Below are 19,733 nucleotides of genomic sequence, written 5' to 3'. Positions count from 1 at the left end.
ATTTTTTCACGCAGATTTACTTGTTGCGCTAAATGTTTCTCTCACAGATCAAGCAGATCAAGCAGATCAAGCAGATTTTTTAATCTGAAATCTAAAATCGTTAATCTTCATTCTTAAATCTTTTAATCTTTCACAATAACTTTGAATGTTTTAGTTCCAAAATCAGAATTCACAGTTACCAAATACATTCCTGCTGCACTTTGAATAACCTCATCATGCAAATAAGTTTCTATTTGCGTGAGTTGTTTTTGTTTAATTAGCGAACCGGTTGGAGTATAGATAGAAATCGTTGCATTTGTCTTTTTAGGAAACTGCATTGCGATAGAAAAACGACCCTCTATTGTTGGATTTGGATATAAAATCAATACGCTTGAATCTGTAATTTCCTTTCCATCAGTTGCAATTGCGATCTTGGTTGACGTTTTACATTCCTGACCGTTCAATAATCTCAATTCATAATTACCGGGCTGATCTATTAATATTTTTGGATTATTATCGATAAAATCGCCTTCATAAAACCATTGATATTCGTAGTTCCCATTTGGTAAACCAGCGCTTGCATCAAGTGTTAAAGCATTTCCTTCTGTCAACAAATAATTTGGTTTAAGATTAGGAAACGTTCCTTGTTTATCTGCTACAAAAACGGTTTCGGAATATAAATTTCCTTTTCCGTCCCTCACGATATAATCGTAAGTTCCTGATGAAAGCTGCAATCCTGAAGTACTTTTTGCCGCTTGATTCCATTGTTTTACCACAGTTTCACTTCCTTCTTTTTTAACCGTAACCGAAAATGGCGCCTGACCTCCTTCTATCGTATAATTTAATTCTCCGGATCCCATAACTCCACAAGTTGCCTCAGTAATCCAGACTCTGCTGAACATTTCCGGTGCTACTTTTAGTGTGAATTTCGTTTTACCTGTTTTTTGTTTGTCCCAGTTAAAATCTGTCAAAACCAGTTTTTCTTTGCTTGAAGTACTTGCTAAACGAACATATTCAGAATCTTTTTCGTCATACGTTCCTTTACCGGAATAATCTACCAATAACCAGTAATATGTATCTTTTGGTACTGTTCCTTTTATAAAATTTGGATTAAAATTCCAATCCAGACTTAAATCTACAGGATTTGCAAAATCCAATTGCCATTCTCTTGCAATCCCAATTGGTTCTCCTTGTTCTTGTTTTTTAACTAAAAGATTTTTCCCGTTATCACTCCAAAAAGCAAAATAATTATTCGGAATTTTATCTGATTTGCTTTTAAGTTCAATAGTCAAAAGTCCTTCTTCGGCCATATTACTGCTTTTGGGCTGCAATAATCCGCTGGAATCATCACGGCCAATTCCTGTAATGGAAGATTCAAATCCTTTATGTTTTTCGATATCCCAAATGGTTTCACCTTTACTATTGAGGTAATTTTTGATATCAAATTGCGAAAGTGAAATACCGTATTTAATGGCTAAATAACTGGCTACTTTTTGAGTTTCAAGTCCCGATAAAACTCGATTGTAAACTAGAATTTCACTTATATTTCCTTTAAATTCTTCCGGCGGAAGCTTATCAAATTTCGACTTTTGCCCGATAGTCAAAGACGATAACTTCGCAACACTATCAGTTACATTTTGCTGAAAAAAATGTATGTTGGCTTTGTGCGGTTTAATTTTTTCCTGATACGTTTGATAGGAGTATTTTTTTAAATCGACTAATCGTTTATTGGTTGCTACCGAAAGTGTTTTTTGAGGATCGTTTATGGTCCATAAAAATTGTTCTTTCAAACTATCTTTTACTTTGTAAACCATAAACAAAGTCTGCTTTCTTTTACTTTCTGATCCTAATGGTAAAATCAAAGAATCTTGTGTGGTGTCAAAAACAATACTTGGATTGAAATTAAAAACAGCTCCCTTGTGTTTTTTTTCTGATATTTTGGCTTCCTTTTTTGTTAGGCTTTCCCAATAATAAGCATCACCACTATTTCTGGATTTTATCCAAAATTGTGGTTCTTCAACTAATCCGGGTAAAACTTTCTTTTGAGAAAAAACGGAATTACCTGCCAATAAAATTCCCAAAAAAGCTATTATAAAAATCTTTCTACACATAATTCCTATGGTTTTAAACGATGGGCAACGATTAGAAATTTGCTAAGTCATCAAAGTCAAATGAGTAGCCTATAATCAATGAAATACTATTGATTTTGTTATTGTTTTCACTGTAGCGATGTCCATTTTCTTCGGTTGCCAAAGCATCTGTAAGTCCTAAAGTATAGCGCGCTCCAATAGAAAGATTGGAACTAAATTCGTATCCTGCAGATAACATTCCGTAGAAATAATTTTTTCCCGTCAAAGATTCTTTCAGTACTTTTTGAACATTGGCATCAGGCTCAAAATAAGCGCCTGAACCACCAAATACTTCCTGAGCATTTGAAGTATATTTTATATTATCACTCGCAATATTGAATCCTACGTACGGACCTGCACCTATATAAAACCCTTCGACTGGATAATATTTAAATTGCGCGCCAACATTGATATAACTGTAACCAAAGCTCATTTTATATTTGAGCCCTTTGATGTCTTCATAATTTAAATCTGTACTTTGTCCGGAATACGAAAGTTCGGTTTGAATACTGACTTTAGCATAAGGATATTTCCAATTGATAACCAAACCTGCCGTCCCGCCAAACTTTCCATCTTCGGTAAAAGTATAGCCTTCGTAAATTCCTTTTGGAACAATTACATCCGGAAGATTAGACATTTTAGAATAAATTCCGCCTGCAAAAAGTCCGTAAGTAATCTCTCTGTCACCTTGTGCAAATAGCGATTTTGTACTTACTAATAGTACAAGTATAATAATTTTTTTCATGTTTTTTATTGAAATTACCATTGATGAAAACTGTAGCCTAACGAGAAACAAATGACACTGCTTTTGTTGTTATTTTCGATAAACTGAAAGGAGGAAGAATTAGTTTTGACTACATCTTTTACGCCAAGATAGTAGCGTAAATCGAAATGAATACTTTGATGTAATTCATATCCTAAAGCAAAACACAAAGAGAAATCATCTGTTCCGTCCAAACCATCTTTATAGAATTGTCTGGTCGCAACGTCATACATTCCGTCTGCTTCATTAGATTTATAAGTAACGTTATTGGCCGATAAACTGATTCCGTAGAATGCTCCAAATCCTAAGTTCAGACCTTCATAAGGATATACTTTATACAAGGCTCCAATTTGCAAATACGAGTAATGTAAGCCTAACTCAAATTCTTTGCCTGTAGCATCCTGATAATTAACGGTTTCTCCTGATTGTCTGAATAAGATCTCAGGCTGAATGGCAACGCGGGTATCGTGAAGTTTGCAATTCATAAAAAATCCCCCTTCTAATCCATAAGCGCCTTTGCTTTCCATTACACTATTATCAAAGGTATTATCGCGTCCTTTGATACTTTCCTGCAAATTACTGATTTTAGAAAACAGTCCGCCAAGTTTTAAGCCATAGGTAATATTAGTCTCATTTTGCCCATAAAGGGCACCACTAAAAAAGCAACCAAATATTAATAAGTGTAATATTACTTTCATCCACAAAAATTTTTGCGAATATATGTATTAATATCCAATTAACATTGCTTAAAAAATCGACAAAAAGCAATATAAACCGACGAATTACGTATAATTCAATAGAAAAAAAGAAAAGCAATAAAATTAACAAAATAGTGATCGAGATATCGTCAAGCTGATTTGTTTTTTAGAATTGTTTAATGTTTAACGCATTGAATCTAATTCATAAAAAAATTATCACAATCTTGTCATTTCGACCGAAGGGAGACCCGAGCGATAGCGAACGGACGAAGTAAATCACACACGTAGCTCGACAAAGATTGGCGATTTTAGGAATGGAGTTTCTAGTGTGATTTACTTCCGTTCGCTATCGCTCGGGTCTCCCTTCGGTCGAAATGACAAAAACTTGGCGACTTCGCGTCTTTGCGTGATTTTTTTAGTGTTAATTGTCTAAAAAAAGCTTGGCTTAATGACATCGAACGTCGGGACGGAATGTATTCCAAATAAGTGAACCGCAAAAAAAAATCCATTCGATATCAAACGGATTTAATTTAAATTTTACTTTCTTTTTATATCTCTCCGATCATCATAATATTTTCTTTAACACCTTTATTTTTCAACATTCTAAAATGCGAACGAACTGCATGATAAAAAGGATAAGAAGTGTACGGAAGATCGTATTCCTGAGCATAACGTCGGATTATGGGTGTAATATAAGGATAATAGGTATGTCCTACTCCGGGAAAAAGATGGTGTGCAACATGGTGCGTAAAACCTCCGTATAAAAAATTAGCCAGTTTACTTTCTGTACTAAAATCTTTGGTAACAATCATTTGATGCATTGCCCATGTAGCAGAGAGATTTCCGTCTTGGTCTGTTACCGGAAAATGAGCATCTTCATCAACATGTGTAGAAACTAATGCTACAACGCCAAGCATGCTTCCGCATAAATGCATCGCAAACCAACTTCCTAAAACTATATACCACGGTTGATGTAATAACAACATTGGAATAAAAAGCAAATAAAAAAGGTTAATCACTTTTGCAGCAAACATTTTATAGATTTCGTCTGTCGGAATTTTGTCTACTACTTTTTTTACATAGTTGTCTTTCTTTCCAAAAAAGTCTTTAAAATCCCTGATATAAATCCAATTTAAACTGTAAAACGGATAAATCATCCACATGTAAATATGCTGATATTTGTGATAATCAAATAAAGGACTATTCGGGAAAATTCGGATGATATCGCTCTGTTTTATGTCGATATCCCATTCGGGAACGTTTGGATAGGCGTGATGAAGGTGAATATGCCTGCGTGTCCAAAGCCAATGATTACCGCCAAAAAACTCGAGGATGTACATAAAACATTCGTTGTGTTTTGATTTTTTGAAAAGTGCGCCATGAGCGGCATCATGAAAGGCATTTATAAAAAGTACAATCATAGTTATCCCGCACAAAATATAAAAGAGAAATAATAGATATGTATTATTTCCAAACAATAAAATACAGGAATAAAATAAAAAGAAAACAATTACCAGTCCCAGAGACTTAATAATATTGAATTGGTACAAGGATGAGTTTTGTAAAATGGTTTCGTTCACTTCTGTGCGCATCTTTTTAAAAAAATCATCAGTACCGGCTTTGCTATAAACCGGGCGTTTTAATTTTTCCATAACAGGTATTGCTAGAAATTCTTACAGCAAATTTACTAAAAAAAGTTAAAACACAGGATACCAAACTATTAACACAAAACAAAAAAAGCCAAATCTCATTCTAAGATTGGCTTTTGATCTATTTAGAAAATATGACAATACATAAAGAGTATCAAGTTTGTTTTTTTGCCACGAATTTCTCGAATTTTATCTAATTTTTATTTTGAAAATGTTAATGCATATTTTAATCTCTACAATCAAAATAATTCGGGGTAATTTGTGAAATTCGCGACAAACTTTTTTATATTATTTTGGCTTGATATTCGTCATGAATAGTCATTTAGAAAAATATATTATTGATTTAGACATTTTACAAGCCTTTAAACCAAACCTGAAGTTTACCAAATTGTTCCATAAAGAAAGATTCATTTTCTTCTTTTTCCTCTTTATTATCTGCTAGAACATGTTCATAATAAGTTCCTTTCAATACTTTTCGCAAGATGCCTTCACCCGGAAATGACTGATAATCATTGAGCGATTGCACCGCTTTTAGTAAATGACGAATATCATACTGCAAAGGGTTAATATCCGGAACCTGCTTATTGAGATTCAATAATCCGTAAACCGCCAATCGTGCGGTACGAACGGAGCTTTCCATCGTAAAAACAATATCATTATTTGTTTCTACAAATTGTCCCACCAATCCTAAATTTGTACAGCCTTCAGGAATAACTCTTGGTCGGTCTCCTTTGGCTCTTGGCATAAACATCGAAGTAATGTATGGCATAAATGAACTTCTTACGATAGTGTTTTCTACCACATTATCTAACTGATCGATGATTCCTAAGTGATAACATAATTCGGCCAAAATCTCGTTTCCGGTACATTGTGGCATTGTTTTTTTAATATAATCTCCATCTTTGTCCATGAACAGGGCGTAAACCCAAATTACCAATACATCATCTGGTTGAGTAGGAAAATGAGGCTGACGGTTACAGGTAAAACTCATCAACCAATTAGAATCTGTAATGGTGATAATTCCGCCCGTAACGGTTTTCCCTGAGTAAGGATCATTTACGGATAGTTCTTTTACTTTTTCTATAAAAGCAGATGGTTTACAAGTAAGTGTCGCCGATTCCCAAGAGGATTTTTTAATGTCACCGCAAAATTTCTCCGGTTTACCAAATACTTCTGACTTTGCTGCCAGGTTTTTCCATAATTTCCAACCGTCGCTTTGACCGCTGTCACTTTTGTTAATTTCTACAATGGGCGCTTTCGTATTATCTCCATAAAAAGTATCTTCGGTCATGGAACTGGTCGTTACGATAACAAAATCATCTTTTTCTATTGGGATTTCTACTTCTTTTCCATCTTGTACGGTCATGATTCCTTTTACCAGTTTTCCATCGGTATTAATAAGCATATCCAGATCTTTTACCAAAGTATTCAATTGTATTCCAACACCTTTTTCAACCAGGAATTTTCGCAATGGTGTAACAAAAGTGTCGTATTGATTGTATTTAGGAAAAACCAGACAGGAGAAATCTTTCATCCCGTCAATTGCATGTAGAAAACGATGCATATAAAGTTTACATTCTAATAAACTATGCCAGTTTTCGAAAGCAAACATCGTACGCCAAAAAGTCCAAAAATTACTGGCTAAAAACGATTCACTAAAATAATCCTGAATCGTCAAATCATCCAGATCTTCTTTTTTCTTCATAAGAAGTTTTACAATCGCCAATTGGTCTTTTTTCTGTAAACCAAATGTGCTGAAATCCTGAATTGTACCTTTATTATGAATTAATCGTGCTTTTGAAAAATTAGGATCATTATCATTTATCAAACGATATTCGTCTAATACACTGTAAGGTTCAGGCAATTCAAGCGCTGGTATATCCTGAAAAATATCCCAAAGATTTTCATAAGTCATATCCATTTCACGACCGCCACGAACGATAAATCCTTCCTCAGCATTTCCTGCACCATCCAACGAACCACCATCAATATGTGCCTGATCTAAGAAAATAATATTTTTTCCGGGAATTCGACCGTCTTTGATAAAGTAATAAGCCGCCGCCATTCCGGCAATTCCGCTTCCAACTATATATACTTTACTATTGTCGAATGATTTTGACGGAATTCCTTTATTACGTTGATAATTTCCTATTTGATCCGAAAAAGGCATTGTTTTTTCCGGAGTATTGAGTTGAACTTCTTTACTGGAATCAGGTTCATGCTCTACTTTTCCATGCTGATAAGAAGTATTAAGAATTTTGTCGAATTGTGAAGTCTTGTTGCTCATAATTTATCAATTTTTACACTTTACAATAAAGATATTAAATTATTAAGCAGTGCGTAAGATTCTAAATGTTAATAAATCACAAAATTTACATGGATTCTGACAGATATGATACGTTAAAATAAAAGATGTAAATCAAGAGTTTAAATGTGCCGTTATGTACATAAATATTAGTAGATCAAAAAAAATGTGCCTTTAGGTACAAAATATTGGCAGATCATTAAATCGGGAAATTTGATGGGCTACCGTAAGTAAGTAACAAATCGGTAGATCAAAAAAATGTGCCTTTAGGTACATAATATTGGTAGATCCATTAGATCGGGAAATTGCTAACGTGTTGTAGGTACGCAATGGTTACGTTTTGTTGCGTACCTACGGCACGCTAAATCATTATAATCAATGTTTTCTACCAACATGATGTACCTAAAGGCACATTTCAATCTGACCGAGATAAAAAGCACATCAAATACACATCACAATTTTTTAGATGAAAGCCATTATATCTGATACTATAAGGTCAATCGCATTGTAATGACTTTGTAATTCTTCAGTTACAAAAATAAAACTACCATAAAATTTTACTTTTTTGTAATTTGCTTCTTCTAAAAAGTTAAAATCTAAATCATTCTTATAGAAATTTATACTATGCTAAAATCCTGTAGACAATCAGCATGCCTAATAATGCTCCTTTTTTCTTTTATTGCTTATAGCAAACCTATTATTTATGTAAATCAAATTGGCTTTGACACCACGGGTTCGAAAATCGCAGTTATTGGTGTTGAACGAAATCTTCCTCCTAATTCAACATTTAATATTATTGATGCTATTTCTAATAAAACAGTATTTACAGCAGCAGTTGGAAAAGCTCAAAATATTGTCGACTGGAATCTTGGACAAACATTCTACAGAGCAGATTTTTCTTCTTTTCAGAAAGCCGGAAGTTATAAAATCACTTTCAATATTGCGGATCAAATCTATACTTCTGCCACTTTTGCAATTGAAGAAAACATATTGGCAAAACGCACTATTTCGTCGATCGTTCATTATTATAATAAGCAAAGAGCCAATACTCCTGAAGAACTAAATGCCGATAAAAATATGCTGTTGTATGGCAATACCAAAAGAGTCGATGTACATGGTGGTTGGTGTGATGCTTCCGGCGATGTGAGTAAATACTTTTCGCATTTGGCTTATGCCAATTTTGTATCGCCACAACAAACTCCTTTGGTTACGTGGTCGCTTATTAATACCTCAGAAACGATTTCAAAACAACTAACACAATGGAAAATAAAAGATTCATTGGATAATGAAGCACTTTGGGGTGCCGATTACATGATGCGTTGCCTTTCTGATCAGGATTATTTCTATATGATTGTTTTTAGCTATTTCGATAAAGATCCTGCTGCCAGAAGAATCGTTGGGCTTAAAGCCAATAGTGTAACTACAAACGAATATCAGTGTGCTTTTAGAGAAGGCGGAGGAATGGCGATTGCAGCTCTTGCCCGAATTTCGCAATGGAAGAAAAATGGAGAATTTACATCCAAACAATATCTGGATGGTGCAAAACGAGCTTATGCACATCTCTTGCTAAATAACACAAAATATGACGATGACGGAAAAGAAAATATCATAGACGATTATTGTGCTTTAATGGCGGCAACCGAATTATGGATTGCTACCAATGACAATTTCTACAAAGATGAAGCAAGAAAATGGGCGCATCATCTTGAAAACAGAATGACAGATCAGGGATGGTTTAGAAGCAATGACGGAAATCGTCCGTTTTGGCATGCTGCCGATGCTGGTTTGCCCGTGGTTGCATTGGTAAGATATCTGAAAAAAGAAACGGATAGCAAGGAAAAAACAGCCGCAACAAATGTGATAAAAAAAGCATTGGATTATAATATCGCAGTTACCAATACTGTAGAAAATCCGTTTGGTTATGCCAGACAAAGTTTTTTATATAAGGATCAAGTAAAAGATGGCTTTTTTATTCCGCATGATAATGAAACCGGTTGGTAGTGGCAAGGCGAAAATGCAAGATTAGCATCACTTGCAACTGCAGCCATAGAAGGCGGAAGAATCATATATTCTCAAAAAAATGATACCGCAAAAAAACCGCTTGATTTATATGCTTCACAACAATTATCCTGGATATTAGGCTGTAATCCTTATTCTGTATGTTTTATGTATGGGTTTGGACAAACCAACGTGCCTTATATGCATTCTAATTATGGTCATGGTTCAGAGAAAGGTGGTATTTCAAATGGTATTACGGGTAAAGAAGGAAATGGAGACGGTTCCGGAATCGATTTTAATATGGATGTTGAAGGTAATGACGAATGGCGCTGGACAGAACAATGGATTCCGCATTCCGCTTGGTTTTTACAGGCAATTACTGCTTTGGCAGCAAATAAATAATCAAGTGAAATCAATGAAAAACTTCCGAATAATAATCTGTTTATTAATAACGACTTGTTTCTTTCAGGGAGAATGTCTGGCTCAGAAACCAAAAAAATCAAAATTCAAAGCTTTGGTTTTATATGAAAACGGCGGACATCATTTGCCTTTTACCAAAGCTGCTAAACCCTGGCTCAACAAACTGGCAATTGACAGTAGTTTTACAATTGATTATATCGAAAATACAAAAACCATTAATGATGCTCTTTTAAAAAAATATCAGGTTTTTATACAGCTGGATTATCCTCCATATACCTGGAGTGCCGAATCTATGAAAGCTTTTGAAAAATACATGAACAATGGCAAAGGCGGTTGGATTGGTTTGCATCATGCTACTTTATTGGGTGAGTTTGACGGTTACCCAATGTGGCAATGGTTTTCTGACTTTATGGGCGGAATTCGGTTTGTAGATTATATTCCGACTTTTGCAAAAGCGCAGGTAAATCTTGAAGATAAATCTCATCCTGTACTAAAAGGAGTTCCTTCAATTTTTTTTATAGAAAAGGAAGAATGGTATGTTTATGACAAAAGTCCCCGACAAAATGTTCATGTTTTAGCTTCTGTCGATGAATCAACTTATGAACCTGTTTCAAAAATTAAAATGGGTGATCATCCCGTGATTTGGACGAATGAGCATTTTGCGACCCGAAATGTATATATTTTTATGGGACATGCGCCTGAATTGTTTCAGAATGAAGCTTATACAACTCTTTTAAGAAATTCTATTTTTTGGGCTGCTGGTAAAAAATGATTTTTTTTAACTGAAATGTATTAAATCAACTTTATACTTTTAAATATTATCAAATCCATTGGATATTTATTTTAACATATAGTCTTGAAGCTTAATGTCATTAAGTTAAGGAAAAATCTATCCCATCCCGACGTTTCGGGATCGGGACTTTGGAGAATAAATCTTTCGGAAGATCTAAAATCGGAAAGGTTTTGTCATTTCTACGAAGGAGAAATCTCCGCAAGTAACTCCGCAACGAAAATCGCTAATCTTTGTCGAGCTTCTCACGAGGATTTCTCTCCCGAAGCCTCGGGATCGAAATGACAAGATTGTGTTTAAGTCTTGTTATTTTGAGAAAATTATAGTCTAAAAAGCTTAACTTAATGACATTACCCGTCCCGAAGTTTCGGGATCGGGACTATGTGTACAAATCATGATTTGTTACTAGTTTCTTTTTCAATTATTTTCAACTATTTTAAATTCTATGTCTCTATGTGTTTAATTATTTTTTTTTGAATAAAACACAAGGGTTAATATCAAATCAATTTATGTCGGATTTCTTTATACTTTGAACGTCCAACAGGCAAAATCTCCTCATTTTTAAGTATGACGCTGTATTTTCCACCTGGTTCTACAATAAGTTTATCTGCTTCATTCCAACAAAGAATATAGGATTTATGGATTCTTTCGAAGGTTTGCGGAAGTAGTTTTTCTAACGATTCTAATGATTTGTCATGAAGTTCTATTCGACCATCTGACAAATGCAATTCCGTATAAATTCCTGCGCCTTTTATGTATCTAATATCCTGAATACTAATTAATCTAATCGTTTTTGCTTTTTTTACTGCTAAAAACTGAATATCGCGACTTGATTGTTTTTCAGGCGTTGTAAAGCGCATAAAAGCTTGTGATAATCTATTTTCATCAAAAGGCTTTGGCACAAAATCCAGTACTCCATATGAGAATGCCGTGATTGCTTTCTCAGTGTAAGCCGAAATAATAATCGTTTGAAATGATCGTGCTACGACATTTTGCAAAACATCAAAACCATCTTCTCCATTTAAATTCAAATCTAACAGCAACAAATCGATTGGATGCTGATCTATGATATTTATTCCGTTATCGAGAGAATCACAAAGTAAAATTTGTACTTCTTTATCGAAGAAATCCCTTGTCATTCTTTCGATTCGTTTGGCAATTCGAGCCTCGTCTTCAATAATCAGAATCCTCATTTTTTATCAAAAATTTTAATCGTTGTCAGCCAGCCTTCTTCTACAGCAACAGAATCAAAAGACCAATTGCTGCCGTAACTTTCGTTTAATCTTGCTTTTATATATTTAAAACCTGTTCCGCCATTTTCTTTTTTTGACTTTCTATTTTGTGCCAAAGTAAGCAGCGTATATTGTTTATAATGTTCTTCGCGAACAAAACTTAAACAAAAATTGATACAGCCTTTTTCCGGTCGAAGACTGTGCGTAATTCCATTTTCGATAATAGTATGGATAATTGCAGGTGGTATATTTTCGTTTTCATCAACGCCTTTTTCTTCCCAATTGTAGCAAACTTCTTTTCGAAAAGACATTACTTCGAGGTGTTTTCGGCATAATTCGATCTCTTGGCGAATTGGGATAAGTGTATCTTCGGAAATTGAATTCATAATGTCAAATTCATCAGCCAATGCCTGGATAAATACAACGCCTTGCTGTGGTGATTCTTCGACCCAATCAATTAATGATGTTAAGGTATTACGCATAAAATGTGGCTGAATATTTTTCTTAATCAGCTCCAGCTGTAACCTTGACGATAGCAGCAAAGAGGCATTATGAGCTTCTTCTATAGCTTTGGCTTTAATAGTATGTAAATAAAGCATACAAAGTACAATAATGGTAAACGAGATAAACAATCCAAAATCATAAACCATGAAATAATTGACGATTGCGCTGGCAACTAAACCAACCACAACGATTAATCCGCCTTTGACTTTTCGAAATGCTGCGTTGACTGCAATTAACATAGAAGCAATCCACATCGCATAACTTATTCGTATCGCAGTAATATCATAATGATTGTAATTAATGATATAGATTGTTATAAGTATGACTAGGAAAAGAAATAAGTACAATCGCTTTTTTTGGAAACCAAATTGCAGCATAAAATACCAAGGAACCAATATCGAAATTGCAAATGTTAACCAACCAACAAGCTCCAGTCGTACATAAAATTTGGTATAGGGAATATCGACGTAAAATTTAAGGTATTCTATAATGACCAAACTAAAGAAAAGCAGACAGATTATTCCGAAAAGCAATACTGTTATTTGCCGATTACTGCTATTGATATACAGAAAAAAATAATAGATCGCAGCAATGAGAAAAGCGCCCGCCATGAGATTCATAAAAGACATTATGATAAGAGGCGCACGAAGAAGCCGCAGATAACTTTCGAGTTTTACATCAATACCGCGTTGCTCCTCTCCCAACTCGGCTTGTGTTCCTATTAAGGTGACAATGTGTTGCCCTTTGTTGGCTAATTTCTCGGGAATTTGGTAATACGTTGTTTCAGTTCCCGGTACCTCAGCTTTGCCGGATTGTGCTAACTGACCATTTTTCCCTACCAAAACACCATCCCAATATACCTTAAAAGCGCCAAAACCATTTATTTGTAAACCAAGTGGTTCCGACTTATCGTCGCGTTTAAGCAACGTTACCGGAATACGAGCCTTAAAAGCAGAACCATTTAGTATTCCGGGATGATTTTGCGGAGCGCCGTTACCAATCCAATACGTTGGATCCGATTCAGAATAATCGACATCTTGTTTACAGGAAGTAAACAGAAGCAGCAAAAAAGTGATAAAAAAGGCAAATCGATACATGAGATAAAGATAAAATAAATATCGAATAGAGAAATGCATTTCAGAAGGTCATAGAGCCGTTGGAATGTTTTCAAAAGGAGCCTTTTGTTTTATCTCCTAATCTTGCAGTACTAAAACCTTATATCATGAAAGCCCATTTAATTCCTTTTCTTATCTTATTTTTTTCTATTTCTGCCGTTGGTCAGCAAACTACAATTTCGGGAGAAGTTCAGGACAAAAGCAGTAAAGAAACGTTGCCTTACGTAACAATAACCGTAAAAGATAATGCCTTAAAAACTGTCGCGATTACCGTAACTGATGATCATGGTTTTTTTAATTTAGAGAAATTACCTTTGGGTAAAATGACCGTCAATTTCAGTTTTATGGGATATCAATCTTATACGCAACCGCTTGAAATTATTTCCGGAAAAACAAAAATAGAACTTGGAATTATTGGTTTAAATAGTGATGCAGTACAATTAAATGCCGTTGAAATTACTACCGAAAAACCTAACGTTAGTTTAAAACTGGACAAAAAAGTTTTTGAAGTTGGCAAAGATGTGCTTTCACAGAATGGCTCTGCTCATGATGTCTTAAATGGCGTTCCATCTGTCGCTGTAAGTCCTACAGGCTCTGTCAGTCTGCGAGGAAACAGTAATGTATTAATCCTGATTAATGGCCGCCAGTCAGGTCTTACCCAAGGCAATGCACTTGATCAAATCGCAGCAGATCAAATTGAGCGAATAGAAGTAATTACAAATCCATCTTCCCGATATGATGCTGCAGGTTCGGCTGGAATTATCAATATTATATTAAAGAAAAACAAAAAAAGTGGTTTTAGCGGTCAGATACGATTGGTAGCCGGATCACCTAATGATAGTCGGCTGAACCCAAGTATAAATTATAAATCAGATAAAATCAATATCTTTTCTAATTTCAGCATTCGATCGTCAGATTATGTAGGTCTTTATACTACCAATCAATCTACTGTAAATAATGGTGTACCAACTATAATGAACCGCGTGCAAAATGAAGATCGCCATGACGATGGTCAATTGCTTTACTTTGGAGCGGATTATTTTATTGATGATCATCGAACTATTACGGCAGCTTTTTTAAAAAATGCAACGCATGACAATGACAAAACACATTTGCTTTATGATTACGGTAATTCTAATAATGTTCAGGATAGTCTTCTAACAAGAAAAGGCAAATCGTTAGAAAAACGCGATTACAGTCAACTAGAATTTAATTATACCCAAAACTTCAAACAACCAACAAAAAAATGGACAATTGATATTCAATATGACTGGTGGAACAGCGATAAAAAGTGGAATCTTTCGACACAGCGTTTATCTCCAACTCCACTAAATTATCCCGGTATTAGAACAACCTCAACAGGCAATAGCAAAGATTTTCTGGCGAAGAGTGATTTCATACAACCCATTGATAGTATCTCACAATTTGAATTTGGAATTAAAACCGAAATCCGCAAAGTTTCAAGTGATTTCTTAGCCGAACAGCAACAAGCTGATCACTGGGAAATTTACCAAAATATTGATAATCATTTGAACTATTCCGAAACTATTTCCGGTGCTTATACGCAATTCAATAGTAAAGTCGGGCGGTTTTCTTATATGCTTGGATTGCGGGCAGAACTTACGGATGTCAAGATAACAGATATTAAAAACAATTATAACGATAAGAAAGATTACAACAAACTATTTCCTACCGTTAATATGAGTTATAAGTTTAGTGCTTCGTCTTTGCAGGTCAATTACAGCAAGCGTATAAACCGCCCAGACTTATATGAATTATATCCATTTAATGAAGTCACGGACTTAAACGCACAATATATTGGTAATCCTGATCTTAATCCTTCGTATACAGATGTGTTTGAGATGGCTTTCCTTAAAACATGGAAAAAATTAACCCTGAATCCTTCGGTATATTATCAGAAAGAAAACAGTTATATTCAGGATTTTACCTATCGTGAAAATGATATATTTTATACAACGCCCATCAATATCGATTATGAAATACGAAGCGGTATAGAAATTTCGACATTATATAATCCTATAAAATGGTTACAGATTAATGCCGAAATGAATTTTTATCGTTTCACACAAAAGGGAAATTATCAGGGCGAAAATCTTGATTATAGTGGTAAAACTTTTACAGGTCGTTTAAGCACGCAAATTAAACTGCCTGCTAAATACAGTTTTCAGGGCCGTTATAACTTTCGTGGGGCACAGCAAAATGCACAAACAAGAAACAAAGCATTGCAATCACTTGATTTTGGTCTAAGTAAGATTTTATTAAAAGACAAAGCTACGATTGTATTTGATGTCAGTAATGCTTTCAACTTACGCCAAAACAAAAGTACCACAACCGGAACTGATTATTATTTTACCGAAAATAGTATTCCAAATGCTGCCCGATACCGACTTAGTTTTGTTTATCGTTTTAATCTAACCGATCCAAAAGTACTCAGGCAAGCCAATAGTGCTAATCGCAATTAAAACTTATTTAATAAACACGAATTTCGCGAAATGAGTAGTGCAAATTCGTGTTTAAAAAATCCCCATGCTTTCAGGTTTGATCGTAAATCCAAGACGTATCATACTTTTATGTTCCTGATAATCAATTAAACTTTCTGTATAACCCACAAACCATTGAAGCGTGAGATAATAATTTTCATTTTTATAGGGTCGCCAGTTTACCTGTGTTTGCAAAGATCCATAATTGATAAGTCCGCTTCCTTTCCTGAAAAGAATATCGGCGCTCCATCGTCCCGGCTGTATTTGGTAAGTTGCACTCGCTTCACCATAACCCACATATTTGGTAAGTTCCGGATTATCCTCTTTATCAACAAGTGGAATCCATCCTCTTAATCCAACAACCCAACGCGGAGAAATCTGTGATTTTAAAGAAAAAGCAAGCATATTCCAGGTTCTGGAGTAAATAGAATCCCTGCCATTTGATTCGTGTTCCAGTGAAATTGTTCCGTATGTCAATCTTCCGCCTTTTAAATAAAATGGACGAACGACAGCTACACCGGGATTAAAATTGATTTCTGAAAATGGTTTTGAATTGGCATAAATATCCCAAAAGGCTTTTTGAGTGTACATTAAATACGGAAAAAAACCACCCCATAAAGGCTTTGATTTTAATCGTAATTTAAAACTTACCTGATATTTTACATCGGCAGTATTTCTGGTAATAGGCTCATTTATTGGAACTCCTGTTAAAAAATAATTGTCCTTATGAACAGAAAAACTAGGCTCTTTCAACAGGGAATCTGCTGCGCGAAAATTTTTCTTATCTTCTAAAAGTTGTGAATTTGATTTGATCGAAAACAAAATGAAAAAGATCAATAGATATTTGAAATGCATTTATAATAAATTAATTTTTATAAATGTCCATTCTTTTAAGGAATCCTATTGACCCAATAAAAACAAGAGTTAACTCAATAAATCCGGAAATTTATTCTTTTTCAAAATAAAGATAATGAGTACTATAACTTACATCACGTAAACGTATTTGAGAATTATTAAACTCAAACAACTTCCAATTATCATTCAATTTACCCAGTAATTCTGAACTGAAATTTAATTTTAATTCTCTGACGCCATTTTGTATGGTACTATCCCATTGACCCGTTTCTGAAGTCGCGCCTTTGGTAGCAACCACAGATTTATCACTTTTAAAAACAAAGGAATATCCGGTATAAGAAGAAGTTTTTTCTGAATCACTAAAAAAGTACGGTATTGACCAGGAACCTTTTGTTATTGTTGCAGCAAAATCAAGCGATACAATGTTATTTTCCGGACAATAATCAATAGCGTATTTAATAGCATTTTCGAAATCTAAATTACTCGTAATTGCTTTCGTCTGATTATTATAATCTACTACAGAAATTGGATATTTTAAGGAGATATACTGAGTGCTGCTTAAGTTTTTTATAAAATTAAAAAAAGCCTCATCACTTATAATCGATACAGAACTTCCGGCTTGGTTTGCGCTATTATAGATATTAATTGTTATAGGATAATTAATATTTAACCCATTAATTTTGGATAAAAGATCAGGATTAAGATTCCAGTAATCGATTAAAGCATTAAAATCAGCTTCGTTTGGAATCAGTTTTTCGATGTAATTATAATAAACCATCGTTACCGGAAAACCAATCGTTACAACATCATTATCGTAATTATTTGCATTGATATTATCGATTACTTTTTGATAATCTGCAGTGGTATTTATTGCAATGTTTGCATTGTTGACAGTAACAGTATACGGGAGTTTTATGGTACAATAACTAGATCTGTCGATTACATTATCCTGCACCGTTTTGACCATTGCAACTCTTTGCAAATAAGTCGTCAACGGAGAAACATTTGTAACTGTTCCCTGCGGATTATAGCTTTGCTCTTCCATATCACTTTGACAAGACAATAAGAACAAGAAAGCTGCTATTGATAAATATTTTTTTAAAGGGAACATATAAACATTTTTACAAAGATAATAAAATTAAGAGAATCTGTTTTTTAATAAATTCGGCGTCAATGATTTCGTTTTCATTTATTTAAACTTCAATTTGCCATACGAAAATAACATTTCATACTACTATAAAACAATCAGCTTTACTTTTACCCTACTTAAACTAAAAACAAATACTTTTGCTACGTACAAATTGAAAATCCAAATGCCAAACAAAACCGAATCAAATACTTGTGACGAAATAATCTTTTCGTCTTTTTTCAAAAGTCACATAAAAGCGCTTCGAAATTTTCTTTTTTACAAATTTGGCAACGTAGATCAGGCTGATGATTTGGCTCAGGAAGCATTTGTAAAACTTTGGCAAAACTGCGCTTCTGTCCCGCTTGAAAAAGCAAAATCATACATTTATACTATTGCAAATAATAGCAGCCTAAATGAAATTGCACATCAGAAAGTGGTGTTGAGATATGAAAAAAACTTCACAGGTTTAGACAAAACAAATGAAAATCCGGAATATCTTCTGGAAGAAAAACAATTTCAAGCCAAACTTCTAAAAGCTATTGAAAACTTAAACGAAAAACAGCGTATTGCTTTTTTGATGCATCGAATTGACGGAAAAAAATACAGCGAAATTGCCTTGGATTTAAACATTAGCGTAAAAGCTGTAGAAAAACGCATTCATTTGGCTTTGTTAAGTCTGCGTAAAGAAATTGATTTATAAAAGTAGGGTAAACTTAATTCCAATTGTTTTAATATATAATACTAGTACAATGAAAAAAAATCGCTTATTAGCAAAATGGCTCAACAATGATTTATCGGAAGATGAATTGGCTGAATTTAAAGCAAGTCCCGATTTTGAAAAATATCAAAAAATAAAAAATTATACAGAACATTTGAAGGTCGCAGATTTAGATGAAAACGTAATGTTATCAAATATTTTGAAGCAGGAAAAAGTGGCTCCAAAAGTGATTCCACTATACAAAAATTTGATGTTTAGAGTCGCCGCAGTTTTTGTTCTGGCACTAGGAATTACTTTTGCTTTGAACAGTTTAGTATCGACAAATCAGAAAGCAAATTTTGGAGAAAAAACAACTTTTTCATTACCTGATAATTCTGAAGTGGTATTAAATTCAGGTTCTGAAATAAATTATAAAAAATGGAATTGGGACAACAACAGACGTCTGGAACTAAAAGGAGAAGCTTATTTCAGGGTAGCCAAAGGCCGACGATTTGAAGTACAGACAAGTTTGGGAAAAGTATCGGTTTTAGGAACTCAATTTAACGTTAAAGCCCGAAAAAACAGGTTTGATGTAATCTGTTATGAAGGACGTGTAAAGGTAAATTATGCAAACACCCAAATTCTGCTAACTCACGGACAAGGCGTTAGTTTTGAAAACGGAAAACAAATTAACAGACAAGTAAGTTCATTGAAACCGGAGTGGACAGAAAATCAAATTTGTTTTTATAAAGAAAATATCAGAACACTATTAGACGAAGTCGAAAGGCAATATAACATTACAATCGAATTGAATACAAAAGATACAATCTCCCTGTTTACAGGGAAATTACCCGCTAAAAATTTAGATATAGCCTTGCAAATTATTAGTACAACTTATCATTTAGAGGCCAAAAAAGTCTCAGAAAATAAAATAATTTTTGACGAAAAATAAATGTTGGCCCCCAAACA

Annotated in this window: 15 protein-coding genes; 6 read left to right on the top strand and 9 right to left on the bottom strand. The window is 34.2% G+C overall.

What is annotated here, in order from left to right; all coding sequences use genetic code 11:
- Positions 1 to 122: 122 nt before the first annotated feature.
- The 5 genes from EAH81_RS24115 to EAH81_RS24095 form a co-directional block, all read right to left on the bottom strand.
- Positions 123 to 2,090: a T9SS type A sorting domain-containing protein gene (locus EAH81_RS24115; RefSeq protein WP_140511563.1), complete on the bottom strand. Its 1,968-nt coding sequence runs from the start codon at positions 2,088 to 2,090 to the stop codon at positions 123 to 125.
- Positions 2,091 to 2,121: 31 nt separating this feature from the next.
- Entirely contained in the window at positions 2,122 to 2,853 is a 732-nt protein-coding gene (locus tag EAH81_RS24110) for an outer membrane beta-barrel protein (RefSeq protein WP_140511562.1), read from the bottom strand.
- Positions 2,854 to 2,867: 14 nt separating this feature from the next.
- Positions 2,868 to 3,569: an outer membrane beta-barrel protein gene (locus EAH81_RS24105; protein ID WP_140511561.1), complete on the bottom strand. Its 702-nt coding sequence runs from the start codon at positions 3,567 to 3,569 to the stop codon at positions 2,868 to 2,870.
- Between the two features lie 548 nt (positions 3,570 to 4,117).
- Positions 4,118 to 5,221, bottom strand: coding sequence for a fatty acid desaturase family protein (locus tag EAH81_RS24100; RefSeq protein ID WP_140511560.1), 1,104 nt, complete (start codon positions 5,219 to 5,221; stop codon positions 4,118 to 4,120).
- 349 nt (positions 5,222 to 5,570) lie between these two features.
- A complete protein-coding gene (locus EAH81_RS24095; protein WP_140511559.1) occupies positions 5,571 to 7,505 on the bottom strand; it encodes an oleate hydratase in 1,935 nt (644 codons plus the stop codon).
- A 678-nt stretch (positions 7,506 to 8,183) separates the two neighbouring features.
- Between EAH81_RS24095 and EAH81_RS24090 the strand changes: the two genes are divergently transcribed.
- From EAH81_RS24090 to EAH81_RS24085, 3 genes are read left to right on the top strand one after another with little or no spacing between them, the layout of a single operon-like run.
- Complete coding sequence (locus tag EAH81_RS24090; protein ID WP_206669111.1) at positions 8,184 to 9,524, top strand: glycoside hydrolase family 9 protein; 1,341 nt, start codon at positions 8,184 to 8,186, stop codon at positions 9,522 to 9,524.
- Positions 9,525 to 9,569: 45 nt separating this feature from the next.
- Complete coding sequence (locus tag EAH81_RS27775; RefSeq protein WP_206669112.1) at positions 9,570 to 9,923, top strand: glycoside hydrolase family 9 protein; 354 nt, start codon at positions 9,570 to 9,572, stop codon at positions 9,921 to 9,923.
- 13 nt (positions 9,924 to 9,936) lie between these two features.
- Complete coding sequence (locus EAH81_RS24085) at positions 9,937 to 10,713, top strand: ThuA domain-containing protein (protein ID WP_140511558.1); 777 nt, start codon at positions 9,937 to 9,939, stop codon at positions 10,711 to 10,713.
- Between the two features lie 515 nt (positions 10,714 to 11,228).
- On the opposite strand, the gene EAH81_RS24080 is transcribed toward EAH81_RS24085, so the two are convergent.
- Both EAH81_RS24080 and EAH81_RS24075 read right to left on the bottom strand, forming a co-directional pair.
- Positions 11,229 to 11,924, bottom strand: a complete 696-nt coding sequence (locus EAH81_RS24080) for a LytR/AlgR family response regulator transcription factor (RefSeq protein ID WP_140511557.1) — start codon at positions 11,922 to 11,924, stop codon at positions 11,229 to 11,231.
- Entirely contained in the window at positions 11,921 to 13,564 is a 1,644-nt protein-coding gene (locus EAH81_RS24075) for a sensor histidine kinase (protein WP_241676647.1), read from the bottom strand. The genes EAH81_RS24080 and EAH81_RS24075 overlap by 4 nt, the downstream gene beginning before the upstream one ends.
- 125 nt (positions 13,565 to 13,689) lie before the next feature.
- On the opposite strand from EAH81_RS24075, the gene EAH81_RS24070 reads away from it, so the two are divergent.
- On the top strand, positions 13,690 to 16,065 hold the full coding sequence (locus tag EAH81_RS24070; RefSeq protein ID WP_140511555.1) for an outer membrane beta-barrel protein: 2,376 nt from the start codon (positions 13,690 to 13,692) through the stop codon (positions 16,063 to 16,065).
- A 51-nt stretch (positions 16,066 to 16,116) separates the two neighbouring features.
- Here EAH81_RS24070 and EAH81_RS24065 read toward each other — a convergent pair whose 3' ends face one another.
- Positions 16,117 to 16,938, bottom strand: coding sequence for a phospholipase A (locus tag EAH81_RS24065; protein WP_140511554.1), 822 nt, complete (start codon positions 16,936 to 16,938; stop codon positions 16,117 to 16,119).
- 91 nt (positions 16,939 to 17,029) lie between these two features.
- A complete protein-coding gene (locus EAH81_RS24060) occupies positions 17,030 to 18,049 on the bottom strand; it encodes a hypothetical protein (protein ID WP_140511553.1) in 1,020 nt (339 codons plus the stop codon).
- Between the two features lie 202 nt (positions 18,050 to 18,251).
- Here EAH81_RS24060 and EAH81_RS24055 point away from each other — a divergent pair, with 202 nt between their 5' ends.
- On the top strand, positions 18,252 to 18,767 hold the full coding sequence (locus tag EAH81_RS24055) for an RNA polymerase sigma factor (protein WP_140511552.1): 516 nt from the start codon (positions 18,252 to 18,254) through the stop codon (positions 18,765 to 18,767).
- A gap of 49 nt (positions 18,768 to 18,816) precedes the next feature.
- Entirely contained in the window at positions 18,817 to 19,716 is a 900-nt protein-coding gene (locus tag EAH81_RS24050; protein WP_140511551.1) for a FecR family protein, read from the top strand.
- Positions 19,717 to 19,733: the final 17 nt, after the last annotated feature.

It is taken from the genome of Flavobacterium pectinovorum, from assembly GCF_006438875.1.
GTDB lineage: Bacteria > Bacteroidota > Bacteroidia > Flavobacteriales > Flavobacteriaceae > Flavobacterium > Flavobacterium pectinovorum_A.
This window is presented reverse-complemented; position numbering and strand designations above follow the sequence as displayed.

Bases quoted from the DNA above. Each gene is read 5' to 3' on its own strand.
- EAH81_RS24115 (WP_140511563.1), bottom strand. From the start codon at position 2,090: ATGTGTAGAAAGATTTTTATAATAGCTTTTTTGGGAATTTTATTGGCA.
- EAH81_RS24110 (WP_140511562.1), bottom strand. From the start codon at position 2,853: ATGAAAAAAATTATTATACTTGTACTATTAGTAAGTACAAAATCGCTA.
- EAH81_RS24105 (WP_140511561.1), bottom strand. From the start codon at position 3,569: ATGAAAGTAATATTACACTTATTAATATTTGGTTGCTTTTTTAGTGGT.
- EAH81_RS24100 (WP_140511560.1), bottom strand. From the start codon at position 5,221: ATGGAAAAATTAAAACGCCCGGTTTATAGCAAAGCCGGTACTGATGAT.
- EAH81_RS24095 (WP_140511559.1), bottom strand. From the start codon at position 7,505: ATGAGCAACAAGACTTCACAATTCGACAAAATTCTTAATACTTCTTAT.
- EAH81_RS24090 (WP_206669111.1), top strand. From the start codon at position 8,184: ATGCTCCTTTTTTCTTTTATTGCTTATAGCAAACCTATTATTTATGTA.
- EAH81_RS24085 (WP_140511558.1), top strand. From the start codon at position 9,937: ATGAAAAACTTCCGAATAATAATCTGTTTATTAATAACGACTTGTTTC.
- EAH81_RS24080 (WP_140511557.1), bottom strand. From the start codon at position 11,924: ATGAGGATTCTGATTATTGAAGACGAGGCTCGAATTGCCAAACGAATC.
- EAH81_RS24075 (WP_241676647.1), bottom strand. From the start codon at position 13,564: ATGTATCGATTTGCCTTTTTTATCACTTTTTTGCTGCTTCTGTTTACT.
- EAH81_RS24070 (WP_140511555.1), top strand. From the start codon at position 13,690: ATGAAAGCCCATTTAATTCCTTTTCTTATCTTATTTTTTTCTATTTCT.
- EAH81_RS24065 (WP_140511554.1), bottom strand. From the start codon at position 16,938: ATGCATTTCAAATATCTATTGATCTTTTTCATTTTGTTTTCGATCAAA.
- EAH81_RS24060 (WP_140511553.1), bottom strand. From the start codon at position 18,049: ATGTTCCCTTTAAAAAAATATTTATCAATAGCAGCTTTCTTGTTCTTA.
- EAH81_RS24055 (WP_140511552.1), top strand. From the start codon at position 18,252: ATGCCAAACAAAACCGAATCAAATACTTGTGACGAAATAATCTTTTCG.
- EAH81_RS24050 (WP_140511551.1), top strand. From the start codon at position 18,817: ATGAAAAAAAATCGCTTATTAGCAAAATGGCTCAACAATGATTTATCG.